The sequence below is a fragment of the Deltaproteobacteria bacterium GWC2_55_46 genome (assembly GCA_001595385.3).
In the GTDB taxonomy this organism is placed as follows: domain Bacteria; phylum Desulfobacterota; class GWC2-55-46; order GWC2-55-46; family GWC2-55-46; genus UBA5799.
Map to the genome: position 1 here is coordinate 963,256 of LVEI03000001.1, position 11,455 is coordinate 974,710.

General features: G+C 56.8%; 11 protein-coding genes. All 11 read right to left on the minus strand.

The window, feature by feature from the left end; genetic code table 11:
• Positions 1–42: 42 nt before the first annotated feature.
• From A2V21_304565 to A2V21_304615, 11 genes are read right to left on the minus strand one after another with little or no spacing between them, the layout of a single operon-like run.
• Positions 43–1,872, minus strand: coding sequence for a hypothetical protein (locus A2V21_304565; protein OIJ73600.1), 1,830 nt, complete (start codon positions 1,870–1,872; stop codon positions 43–45).
• Between the two features lies 1 nt (position 1,873).
• Positions 1,874–2,569 carry a hypothetical protein gene (locus A2V21_304570; protein ID OIJ73601.1) on the minus strand — a complete coding sequence of 232 codons (696 nt, stop codon included), beginning with the start codon at positions 2,567–2,569 and terminating at the stop codon, positions 1,874–1,876.
• Positions 2,570–2,576: 7 nt separating this feature from the next.
• Complete coding sequence (locus A2V21_304575; protein ID OIJ73602.1) at positions 2,577–3,530, minus strand: hypothetical protein; 954 nt, start codon at positions 3,528–3,530, stop codon at positions 2,577–2,579.
• Positions 3,527–4,048, minus strand: a complete 522-nt coding sequence (locus A2V21_304580) for a hypothetical protein (GenBank protein ID OIJ75049.1) — start codon at positions 4,046–4,048, stop codon at positions 3,527–3,529. The genes A2V21_304575 and A2V21_304580 overlap by 4 nt, the downstream gene beginning before the upstream one ends.
• 5 nt (positions 4,049–4,053) lie before the next feature.
• On the minus strand, positions 4,054–5,541 hold the full coding sequence (locus tag A2V21_304585; GenBank protein OIJ75050.1) for a B12-binding domain-containing radical SAM protein: 1,488 nt from the start codon (positions 5,539–5,541) through the stop codon (positions 4,054–4,056).
• Between the two features lies 1 nt (position 5,542).
• A complete protein-coding gene (locus A2V21_304590) occupies positions 5,543–6,493 on the minus strand; it encodes a transketolase (protein ID OIJ73603.1) in 951 nt (316 codons plus the stop codon).
• The gene (locus A2V21_304595) at positions 6,490–7,317 is read right to left on the minus strand and encodes a transketolase (protein OIJ73604.1); all 828 of its coding nucleotides are present in this window, start codon (positions 7,315–7,317) and stop codon (positions 6,490–6,492) included. The genes A2V21_304590 and A2V21_304595 overlap by 4 nt, the downstream gene beginning before the upstream one ends.
• Positions 7,308–8,261: a GDP-fucose synthetase gene (locus A2V21_304600; GenBank protein OIJ73605.1), complete on the minus strand. Its 954-nt coding sequence runs from the start codon at positions 8,259–8,261 to the stop codon at positions 7,308–7,310. Before A2V21_304600 ends, A2V21_304595 begins: the two co-directional genes overlap by 10 nt.
• Positions 8,254–9,195: a hypothetical protein gene (locus tag A2V21_304605; protein OIJ73606.1), complete on the minus strand. Its 942-nt coding sequence runs from the start codon at positions 9,193–9,195 to the stop codon at positions 8,254–8,256. The genes A2V21_304600 and A2V21_304605 overlap by 8 nt, the downstream gene beginning before the upstream one ends.
• 58 nt (positions 9,196–9,253) lie before the next feature.
• Positions 9,254–10,420, minus strand: coding sequence for a pyridoxamine 5-phosphate oxidase (locus tag A2V21_304610; GenBank protein ID OIJ73607.1), 1,167 nt, complete (start codon positions 10,418–10,420; stop codon positions 9,254–9,256).
• Positions 10,421–10,430: 10 nt separating this feature from the next.
• A complete protein-coding gene (locus A2V21_304615; protein ID OIJ73608.1) occupies positions 10,431–11,426 on the minus strand; it encodes a kinase in 996 nt (331 codons plus the stop codon).
• Positions 11,427–11,455: the final 29 nt, after the last annotated feature.

Genomic DNA, 11,455 nt, shown 5'->3' on the forward strand with positions numbered 1-11,455 from the left:
GCAAACTGGTACAGGACTATCTCTAAATGGCAGCTACAAACATTATTTCAAGCTTACAGAGGATTCGCCCCCTGTCAAACCTGAGGCGTCCGGCAGCTCGTAAAGCTCGTCCCCGTCCGCGGACATGACCAGCCTCAGATCTTTTGGCGCAACGGGCTCTGCGCCCCACTCAGGCGGATACCTCTTCTCAGGCGGGGGGGCGGCGAGCCAATCGAGTATCACAAACTTGTTGCCATGCCTGTACTTGTCCCTGTGTATGACCACATACCTTACTCCAGCTGCATTAAGCGCCTCCACCGCCCCAGTACGGTCTATTGTCCTGATGCTGGATACGAACTCATCTGGCAGCGTGCCAGCCGCCGGGCTATTCACAAGCGGCTTTCCATGGGTCCTCTGGTTGAACATGTAATCGTAGGTCGTGTACGGGTCGTCAGGCCCGCCAAAGGGGTACTCGGCGATAGCGAACTCTCCGGGTTGAACGGCAAGCCAGGCGTATACCCTGGGGGATGCGGGCCTTGTAATTCTAAAGTCCGGGAACTCCGCGAATTCGATCATCATTATTACTGAGGCCGCCGCTATCAACGCCTTTCTGGACCTGAAGCGCCTTGAAAAGAGGGAAAAGCCAACGGCTGCAAGCACCGTAAAGGCGAGCATGGCAACACCTCCCGCCCTGGCATAGACACGCACCGAAGGGAGTACCTTGAAGAGGATATACTGCGGGAGAAAGAGTTTATGCTCTGCCGATACCGTCCTTGACCCGGCATCTATATCAAACTCCCCGAGCGGGATGAAGGGAGGGGCCGAGATGAGAAGCATGATGAGTGCGGCGGCGAGGAAGAGGAAAATGGTCTGCCTTGCCTTTTCATCCGGCTTGAACGCCTTATACATGGCGAACCCGGCTAAAAACAGGAGCGCATACCCGATAAAGAGCGTGTGCTCGGTGTACCTGTGCCCTTTGAGCGGACCGATACCGAAGTGCGGGACCGCCCAGCCCAGGAAAGGGTTGTGGACCGAAGGAAGAAGATAGTCGAGCGGCTTGGCAGAAAAGATAAAGAGGTCCGAAAGCCTCCTTGGCTCTACCCCCGCGACCCCTGCCGAAGGGGCGAGCATGCCTTTGATGGCAGGCCATGCCATCGGCAGCACTACGATAGAGAAGGCCACTCCGGCTACGACGGCGCCATTGAAGCAATACCGGAATCCGCTCTTTTTAAGATCAGCGAGATGGAAGGAGAGGAAAACAGGTATGAGCAGGCCGACAAAAAACCCGAAATAGGCGTTGTCTATCGTAAGGAGGCCCCAGAAGAGCCCGAAGAGCGCCGTATTTGAATAGCCCTGCTCCCTCAACGACTTGAGGAGGAACAGGAGCGCGAGCGGGAGCCAGTAGAGGTTGGCAAAATGGGCCATCGTATGGATGACATGATATGGAGAGAAGGCATAGGCCGCGCCGAAGAGGGCGCTCGCGCCCCTGTCTCTGGTCACATAAAAAAGAAGATAATAGCTGGTAAGGGCAAGGAGCGGAAAACTTGCGAGCTTCATCAGGTTGAAGGCCGCTATGTCGCCGAAGAGCTTGACGGAGAGATACTGAATAGTTATGAAAAGGTACGGGAGCGGCGCCCCTGAGAAGTCCCATCCGAACGGGTAAGCAAGCATGCCTACTTCCGTGAACGGCAGCCCTGAAGATGTGCTGAAATCAAGCCACCAGAGCCCCCAGATGCCTGGGAGCGAGTCCCCAGGGAAGCCCAGGAAAGAGCCCCTGATATCAGCTACCAGAGGCCAGGTGTAGATGACGGCCATGAGGGATACGGCACAGAAATAAAAGGGGGCGAAAAAGGCCCCGCTTTTGAAAAGGCCCTGCCCCTTTTCTCCAGACATCTCAGTCACCTTCTTGAGCGCCGCCCTTAACGGACCTGGCCAGTTTCAATAAGACGCCTGAAAGCATAAGAAAGTACGCCGCGGAGGCCGCGACCTCGGCGGTAGCAGGCTGCTTCGCGATCATCAATATGGCCGCCAGCATGAAAAATAAAGTACCGGCGGCCAGGAGCCCTGAAGGCAGCCCGTTGACCATTGAGACGGCCTCAGCAACCAAGCCCCTCGCCATTGAGGCAAGCCTTCGTGCCTCTGCCCCGGCCCCGTATCTATCGGCCAATGAGATTATATGCTTCTCCAGCCGCTTTAAAAAAAAGAGCATGCCAAGGAGCATCGCAATAAACGGGGCCGAGAGGTTGAAGACCAGGAGCGCCTCTTTCGAGTAGCTGAGCGCAAGAGTATTCACAAGGCAGAGATAGGCGGCAAGCATCAACGCGTAATCCGATGTCTTTGCAGCACCGGAGAAGAGCGCGCGACGGATGACATATACAGCGGCGAATATCATTATCGCGGATGGGAACGCTGACTTTATCTCCCATTTAAGCCCTAACGGGAAGGTGCCTGTAAGCGCCCGTACATAAGCCTTGTAAGCGCAATATGAAAGGCTCAATCCTCCCCAGGCGGCAACCGCGTGCAGCGCCGCTCCGGAGAGATATCGCCTTAAAAGAGCGGCATTACCCCTTGATGCATCCAGGGCCTTCATAGGCTACTCACCTCTTTTTTGGCCGCCTTAAGACCAATAGCAGCGCTGATATGGCAAAGGCCGCGGCGGAGACGATAATCCCGGCCCAGATCCTTCTCTGCGGGGCGTACTCTATTACCATCCTGAAATCGCTTTCCAGCGGGTCGACGAGCCATCCGTTCGCGTAGCCGTTTACCAGAAGATGCGCCGCGGCCTCTGCCTCACGCGCATCATTAATAAAGGCCTTCCAGCCGCTGTTATACGATTCGCTGAAGACGAGAGTAAAAGGCCCCTTCGCCCCGGTTACTTGAACCTCGTACCTTGTGGGATCGGCCTTCGTAAAACGTATCTCGGGCATTGGCATGGAGAGCGGATCCTTTGCAGGGCCTATCGACGCTTCCAGCGATTCCGCCCCCTTTACCGAGAACGTGTGTCCGCCTCGCGAAAGGGAGAGCTTTCCATCAAGGCAGGCCTCCTCTCCAGGGGTCTTGCCGCCGGTTGTCACAAGCGCCTTCCCGTCCAGCATAAAAACGGCTGCGGAGCCTTCGGCGACTTTAAGACTGGCCCTTACCGAGTACTCGCCAGCCTCATCGATAAAGATAGTCTTCTCAAAAGGCTCAGGCTCATCGTCACGCTCATGGTATATAAGATGCGTTGTGCGCCAGCCGTCCGGCGACTTCTCCGCAAGCATTCGCCGCTCGGCCTCAAACTCTTGGGAGAAAGCGTTCACGAGCACTATCCTGCCGGCGGATGCCTTGTCGAACAGCGCGTCCAGCTCGCCCTTGTCCTGCATCGATGAGAAGACCACGAAGGGATATCTGCCGGCAAGGTTGAGGTCGAGCATGGGCAGGAGCGCATCCTCGCCTCCGGCCACGACCACAGGGGCGCTCCCGAGGTCGGAGAATTCGCAGGCGCGCCCGGCCCCTGAAAAAGAGACCAGAAAAAGGGCGGCGAATAATACGTGAAAGAGCCAGCGTGTCATGAGCAGATGAGCCTTGCCGCGTCAAAAAGGCTCCCTGCCTGCTCATCTGCCAGCGGATGCCCTTCCCCGATCTTTATCGTCCGGAGACCCGCGGCCTTGCCTGCGAGCATATCCTTCTCCTCGTCGCCAACGAAAAAACTGTTCTCAACGTCTATCGCGACGCCCCTTGACTCGAAGTCCTTCACAGCCTTCAGGACCATGCCCGGCTCCGGTTTTCTGCAAGCGCAGCCCTCGTGGACGTCGTGGGGGCAGAAGTATACGGCGTCGATACTACCGCCGCTCCTTAAGAACTCGCCCATCATCCTCGCGTGTATCTCGGTGAGCTTCTCTATGGTAGAAACACCCCTGGCAATGCACCTCTGGTTGGTCACGACAACGGTTATGAAACCGGAGTCCTTCATAAGCTGGACCCCTTCGCGCGCCCCGGGGAGGAACTCGAATTCATCCCATTCCTTGACATAGTCATGGTTGAGCTTTTTGTTGATAACGCCGTCCCTGTCGATGAATACCGCCTTCATGGTCGTCATTTAACGCCTCCTGTGCAAACCCCTTCTTCGAGGAGCTTTCTTTTTAGACTTGTCGATGACATCCCGGCAATGTGCCTTTTGACCTCAGCCCCAAACCTCTGTTCTATCATCTCCAGATAAGCCGGCGAGCCGAAGTATTCGTGGAATGCCCTGTCCCTGAAGCCGAGGACCTCCCTCGCCGAGAGGCACTTCGTCGGAAGCGGCAGCATCTCGTATGAATGCTGGGAGAAGCCGTGCCATTCCCCTGGCACCGCCCAGTCCTCTTTCACCGCCATTTCATAGAGCTTTGAGCCCGGGTAGGCCATGGCGCAGTAGAAGTTGGCGAACTCGCAGTTAAGGTCAAGCGCCATATCAAGCGTTTCGCGCATCGTGGAGAGCGTATCGCCCGGAAGTCCGAAGATGTAATTGCCTATGACCCTTATCCCAGCCGCCTGTATCGCCCGCACGGTCGCTTTTATGTCCCTGGCGCGCATCCTTTTTTCCGCGCCGTCCCTCACGTCAGGGTTTGCCGATTCTATCCCCAGGGCGAGCCAGTTCACCCCTGCACGCTTCATCTTCTCGAAATTTTCCCTCTTTACGGTATCCACCCTCGCGTACGCCCAGATATTGAGCGGATACCCCCTTTCGATTATGAGGTCCGCTATCTTCATGTAATGGCGCTCGTCGAGCACAAAAAGCTCATCCGATATCTTCAGGTTCCTGACGCCGTACCCCTCATGCAAAAGCCCTATCTCTTCGACGACCAGCTCAGGGCTCCTGTACCTTATGCCGGGCTTGCCGAAGGGGGCATTGATACAGCAGAAGACGCATGACCACGGGCAGCCGAGGCTTGTGTATATGGCCGCGTAAGGCGACCTCTCGGATGGTGAATCAAAGCAGTGCCAGTTGTGCGCCCTGTATCTGTCCATCGGCAGCTCATCCCACGCGGCTATAGGGAGCGCCCTGTCGAGGTCGGCCATAAGCGCTGGCAGAGCGTTATGCCTTACACGGCCGTCCTCACGCCACCAGAGGCCCGGCACGCCGGAGTACTCCCTGCCCCCCGCCTTCAAAACTGAAAGAAGCCCTTCGAAAGTCCGCTGCCCTTCCCCCTCGACGGCGAAATCGACCTTTTCTTCTTCCATCGTCCTTCGCGGCAGGGCCGAGGGATGCAAGCCCCCTATGGCGGTCCTTATCCCCTCATCCTTCAGCGCCCCGCATATCCTGCCGGCTATGGTCATGTTCTGGGTAGAGGCGGAAGGCTGCTGCCCGTAAACGATGACCCCGGCTACGAGCGGGTCCATCTCCTTTACCATCCGCGCGGTCTCTTCAGGCGTGATGTTGAGCGCGTTAGAGTCCACAAGGCGCGCCTTAAAACCGAGCCCCTTGAGATAAGATAGAAGCGAGGCTGCCAGAAAAGGCGGCTCGACAGCCGAGAGCTCTTTGCCAAGCTCCTGATAGACCTGCCTTCTGTCGCCCGGGTTTATAAGCGCTATATCGATGCCCATCTCAAACCCCATGGAACGATCTCTTTATCTCTTTGGCTACACAGACAGGGTCAATGCCTTTGAGCCTGTGAAGAGCCGCCCTGTCACCTATACAAAAAAGATAGCCGCCGTCAAAGCCGAAGCTTGCGAGCTTCGGCTGCGCTCCGCTATCAATGATGGCTGAAGTTATGAGGCTGTCAAGCCCGCCCTTCCCCAAAAAGCCCTCTTCGAGCGTAAATATATGGCTGTAATCCCGTATCAACTTGAGAAAGCCAACGCTATCGAATGGCGAGAGCGTGAATACGTCTATTACGCCCGCGCTTATGCCCTCTTTTTCAAGCATGCCCGAAGCCTCCAGCGCGGTATGCGTCATATACCCGGTAGAGACCAGGCATACGCCCTTGCCTTTTTTCAGCTCTCCAAGACCGGCCTCTATATCTGCGGCCTCTCCGTAGACGCGCTCTACAGGCTTGCCATCGAATCGCAGGTACTTCACCCCGGAACTGCGCAAGGTGTACTCCGCCAGCTGCCCTGCCAGAGCCCAATCGGACGGGGAGAAAACGGCCATATTCGGCAGCGCCCTCATTATGCTCAGGTCCTCGAGGCAATGGTGCGTCGGGCCTGAGACGTCATAGCTTAGGCCGGCGCCGACCCCTATGAGGTTCACGTTGATCTTCTTAAGCTGCCCCTGGAGGGCGAGGTTTACCCTTATCTGCTCGTATGCCCTCATTGTAAGGAACGGGGCTATGGCGTAGGCGTAGACCTTGAAGCCTTCGAGCGCAAGGCCCGCTGCCACGTTCACAAGGTTCTGCTCGGCTATCCCCACGTTTATGAACCTGTCGCCAAAGTCCCTCCTTATGGCGTCAAGCCTGGGGGAGCCGAAATCCGCGCTCAGAATGAATATCGACCCGTCCTCCTCCATGAGCCGATGGAGCCTCTCCAGGAAAACGTCTCTCATCACGCCCTTGCTCATCTCATCCCCTCTATTATCGATTCGGCTTCGGTTGCGCTCACGTTCTTCACATGGCTGAGCGGGTCGCTTTCAAGCGACGGCACGCCTTTACCCTTTACGGTCCTGGCCACTATAGCGCGCGGCCTGCCCGTCCGCGAGTCGGCCTTCGCGGCAAATAGCGCCTGGTAGAGCTGTTTGACGTCATGCCCGTCCACGCTTGCCGCCTCCCAGCCAAAGGCCCTGAGCTTTTCTTCTATCGGCTCTATGTCGAGCACCTTATCGCAGAAATCCAGCATACAGGCCTTATTGGCGTCTATTATGAGCACCAGGTTGTCGAGCTTGTGATGGGGCGCGAACATGACCGCCTCCCATACAGAGCCCTCGTAAAGCTCGCCGTCCCCGGCAAGTACGAAGACCCTCTGCCGCATACCCTTTCTTTTAAGGGCAAGGGCCATACCAGCGCCAACACCCAGCCCGTGCCCCAGCGAGCCGTTCACCGTCTCGACGCCGGGCACAACAGGGTCGGGGATGCCTCCGAGGAATGTCCCCTCCTTGCAGACGCGGGTAAGCTCTGACGGGTCGAAATAGCCAAGGTCTGCCAGGATGGGGTAGAGCGATACAGCCCCGTGCCCTTTGCTTACGATGAGCCTGTCCCTGCCATCCCACGAAGGCTCTTCCGGAGCGAAGCTCATTATCCCTCCGTAGTAAAGGACCGTGAGTATCTCCACGCATGAAAGAGAGGACGCTATCCTCGTCTCCTGCGCGCGGGCGTGTATCCTCAATGTCTCTTTCCTTACCCAGGAGGACTTTACCCTGAGATGGCCTACGAGATCTTCTACCCGCATCTAACCCCCTTTTTCATCTTCAGGTACCATTCGCACGTCCTCCTGATCCCGTCTTGAAGCCCCACCTTCGCGGACCATCCGAGCGAGGCGAACCTTGCGCTCTCAAGGAGCTTTCTCGCCGTCCCGTCGGGCTTCGAGGCGTCCCACGCAATCTCGCCCTCATAGCCGATCTCGCTTGAAATCATCTCCGCCAGCTCCCTTATTGAATAATCGGTCCCTGTGCCGACGTTGTAATGCTCATTTTCCATCTCCCCGGCATGTTCGAGGGCGAATATCGCGGCGTCCGCCGCGTCGTCACAATAGATGAACTCCCGCCTTGGGGTCCCTGTCCCCCATAACGTCAGGCAGGGGAAGCCTCTTTCCCTGGCGTCGGCTATCCTGGCGATGAGGGCCGCCAGGACGTGAGAGCTTACCGGGTCGAAGCTATCGCCAGGGCCGTAGATGGAGTTCGGCACCATGGCGATGAACCTTGTCGAGAGGTACTGTTCGTTGTATGCCTTGCACGCCTTTATGCCGGCGATCTTTGCTATGGCGTAAGGCGCGCTCGTCTCCTCGATAGGCCCTGCGAGAAGGTCATCTTCCGCTATCGGCCTTGCAAGTCCCTTGGGATAGACGCATGACGAGCCGAAAAAGACGAGATCTTCCACGCCATGCCTTTTAGCGGCCTCGAAGAGGTTGTCCTGGATGATGAGGTTCACATGGAGAAAATCCGCCGGCCTGGCAATGTTGGCGGATATGCCGCCCGTAAGGCCGGCGGCGAGAAAGACCACCCTCGGCCTTTCAGCCGCGAAAAACGCATCGACCGCCCCCTGTCTCATAAGGTCAAGCTCGTCACGAGTCCTGGTCACCAGGCGCGAGTAGCCATTCTCCTTAAGCCTCCTCACGATAGCGCCTCCGAGGAGGCCGGCGTGGCCTGCCACGAATATCTTCGAGCCTCTAAACATTGCCGAACCTGCCGTTGTTTATTATGCGGTAGCTCTTCACAAGCTCCCTTATCCCGCCCCTCAATGTGTGCGCCGGGGCGAACCCGGTCCTTTCTATCTTCTCGTTGGATACGATATAGTCCCTCTTGTCCGGGTCTTCGCCTATCGGGGCCTCGACGTAGACGAAGCCGGGTATCTCTTCCTTTATTGCCGCGCATAGCTCGAGCTTTGAAAGATTGGCGTCGGACAGGCCGACGTTATAGGCGTTCCCCTTCATCGCGTCGAAGTTCTCCATCGCGTGCGTGAACGCCCGCGCCACGTCCCTTATATGTATGTAGTTCCTTTTAAAATGGCCTTCAAATACGACTATGAAGCGGTCTTTCACCGCCCTGTAGGTGAAGTCATTGACGAGGAGGTCCAGCCTCATCCTCGGTGAGGCCCCGAAGACAGTAGCAAGCCTCAGGCTTACTGCGTTGCCCCGGTCGAGGATTATCCCTTCGGCCTCCATCTTGGTGCGCCCGTAGGAGGATATCGGGTTGATGGGCGTATCCTCGGTGCAGCAAGAGCCCTTCCGCCCCGCGCCGTAGCCGCTGTTGGTGGTGGGCATGATTATCCTCTGCCCCTTCGACGCAAGCCTCGTGATGAGCGCGACCGCGTCCCTGTTCGTGGTGACAGTGCCGATACTGTCCCGGTCGCAAAGCGGCGCGCCGACAAGGGCGGCAAGCGGTATTATGTAGTCGGCCTCCTTTATGAAGGCCCGGACGGTCCCCTCTTCCCTCGCGTCTCCCCTTTCCACGCTAAAGCGCTCCGAATAGCAGCATTCAAGGAGCGGGCTCTGCCTGTACATGAAATTGTCCAGCACCTTTACGCTATGGCCGAGCTTCAATAGCTCCGGCACCAGCACAGAGCCAAGGTACCCGGCCCCACCTGTAACCGCGATACTTAGATTACCCATATCAAACGCCTCCGATTTAAAAGATCGAAATAACATGCCTTCAAGAATAACGCCCTCATCACAGCCCTACCCTTAGCGTCTCGTAGAGGTGGTCTATCTTGTCCCTTATGTCCTGCGGGTGGTTGCCCACGAAAAAGCCGTTGTAGTGGGCGATGTCCGCGTTCCCGCACCCGGCGACCGTGTAGTCGTAATATCTGACAACGTCATGCCTCAATATGTTCCCGCCGGTTATTATCCTGTACTCGATACCAGCGCCCTTAAGCCTTTCGAGCACCTGTTTCCTCTCAAGGCCGGAGGCCGGGTCTACTATCATCGTGAATGAGAACCATGAGCTCTCCCCTACCTCCTCCTGTATGATGAACCTTCTGTCGTCCTTGAAAAGGCCCACAAAATGCGCCGCGTTCTTTCTCCTCAGAGACACGAACTCGTCGAGCTTCTTTAACTGCCTTTTACCTATCGCCCCGTGTATCTCGCCGGGCCTCAGGTTGTACCCCGGCAATATGAACCTGTAGGCCTCGAAGAAGTCATCGTCATTTCTCTCGAATATCGGGCTGTCCTCGTCCTGGTCCCTTGTCCAGCCGTGGTTCCTCATGGCCTTGAGGAGGTTGTAGACCTCCTTGTCGTCTGTGAGCGCTAACCCTCCCTCCATGGTCGAGATATGATGGGAGAAAAATGTGGAGAAGGTGTTCACCAGGCCGAAGGTGCCCGTGTACCTGCCGCCAAACCTGGCGCCCATCGACTCGCAGTTGTCCTCGAAGAGGATAAGCCCCTTCTCCTCGCAGAGCCGCGTTATCTCGTCGAACCTGCAAGGGTTGCCGAGTATGCTTACCGCTACGATCATGCGCGTGCGCTCGGTGACGGCGGCCTTCAACGCTTCGATGTCGTAGTTGAGGGTCCTCAAATCCACATCGACGAACCTTAGCTTAAGCCCGTACTGGTGGAGAGGATGAAAGGTGGTCGACCAGGATATGCAAGGCACTATAACCTCGTCCCCCCTTTTAAGGGGGTTTTTGCTTCTGTAGAAGAGCGACGCTACCGATATGAGGTTCGCCGAAGAGCCGGAATTGACCATCACCGCGTACTTCATCCCGAAGCGGCTGGCGAACTCCTCCTCGAACTCCCGGACGTGCCGCCCCATGGTATATGAGCCGCCGCTTACCACCTCCAGTATCGCTTCCCTCTCGTCATCAGACCATGTGCTGCTCGCAAGACCGAACCGAGACACGGCGCCCCCCTTACTTGTAGTTTGGTTTATAGACGATTATCTCCGAGCCGTTGAACTCGAACTTGAACGGTATATGAATATACCCATTAAGAGCTTCCTTTACCCTTTCCTGGTCCTCGGGCTCGGCGTAGAAGAGGATAAACCCACCGCCGCCGGCGCCCAACAGCTTCCCCCCGACCGCGCCGTTATTGACCGCAGTGGAGTATAAGGCGTCTATTTCGTCGTTGCTTATCCTCTTTGAAAGCCGCCTCTTTATCTGCCATGTGGCGTCAAGTAGCCTTCCGAAGGGGCTGAAGTCCACGGAGCCTGAGGTGAGTATCCTGTGCGCCTCGTCGACAAGCCCCTGCATCTCGCGAAGCTCCTCCCTGTTCTTCGAGGTGTTCCGTATCTGCTCCTCGGCTATCTCGGATGCGTATCTCGATATGCCCGTAAAAAAGAGCATGAACTTGCTCTCGAAGGCCTTAAGCCTCTTTGCGTCCATGATGATCGGCTTCACCATTATGTTGCCGTTCTGCAGAAATTCGATGGTGTTCAGCCCCCCGCTCGCGGCCCAGACCTGGTCCTGAGAGCCCACGTTCTCTCTTATGAGGTTCTGTTCTATATGGATCGCCTCCCTGTAGAGATCCTCCTTCGTTATTCTCTTCCCCTCTATGGCGTAAAGCGCGTTCAGAAGCCCCACAGTGAAGGCAGAGCTGGAGCCCATGCCTGAGCGGGCCGGGATGTCGCCGTCATGGTGTATCTCCACACCGTAGCCGATATTCAGGTACTTGAGGGTCTCCTTCACGGAGGGGTGCTGTATCTCGTTCATATCCGTGACCGTCTCTACCTTTGAATAGGCTATCCTGTGCCTGTGCTTGAAAAACGGCGGCAGCTCCCTGCATGTTATGTAGCAGTACTTGTCTATGGCGGTCCCGAGGACCTTCCCGCCGTTTTCCATGTACCAGGACGGATAGTCTGTCCCGCCCCCGAAAAACGATATCCTGTGCGGCGTGCGCGTAATGATCATGGCTTTCCTTTCCGCTGCGAATCGTTCTG

Excerpts from the sequence above, each read along its gene's own strand:
- A2V21_304600 (OIJ73605.1), bottom strand. The coding sequence starts at position 8,261 with ATGTTTAGAGGCTCGAAGATATTCGTGGCAGGCCACGCCGGCCTCCTC.
- A2V21_304585 (OIJ75050.1), bottom strand. The coding sequence starts at position 5,541 with ATGGGCATCGATATAGCGCTTATAAACCCGGGCGACAGAAGGCAGGTC.
- A2V21_304605 (OIJ73606.1), bottom strand. The coding sequence starts at position 9,195 with ATGGGTAATCTAAGTATCGCGGTTACAGGTGGGGCCGGGTACCTTGGC.
- A2V21_304570 (OIJ73601.1), bottom strand. The coding sequence starts at position 2,569 with ATGAAGGCCCTGGATGCATCAAGGGGTAATGCCGCTCTTTTAAGGCGA.
- A2V21_304575 (OIJ73602.1), bottom strand. The coding sequence starts at position 3,530 with ATGACACGCTGGCTCTTTCACGTATTATTCGCCGCCCTTTTTCTGGTC.
- A2V21_304595 (OIJ73604.1), bottom strand. The coding sequence starts at position 7,317 with ATGCGGGTAGAAGATCTCGTAGGCCATCTCAGGGTAAAGTCCTCCTGG.
- A2V21_304590 (OIJ73603.1), bottom strand. The coding sequence starts at position 6,493 with ATGAGCAAGGGCGTGATGAGAGACGTTTTCCTGGAGAGGCTCCATCGG.
- A2V21_304565 (OIJ73600.1), bottom strand. The coding sequence starts at position 1,872 with ATGTCTGGAGAAAAGGGGCAGGGCCTTTTCAAAAGCGGGGCCTTTTTC.
- A2V21_304615 (OIJ73608.1), bottom strand. The coding sequence starts at position 11,426 with ATGATCATTACGCGCACGCCGCACAGGATATCGTTTTTCGGGGGCGGG.
- A2V21_304580 (OIJ75049.1), bottom strand. The coding sequence starts at position 4,048 with ATGAAGGCGGTATTCATCGACAGGGACGGCGTTATCAACAAAAAGCTC.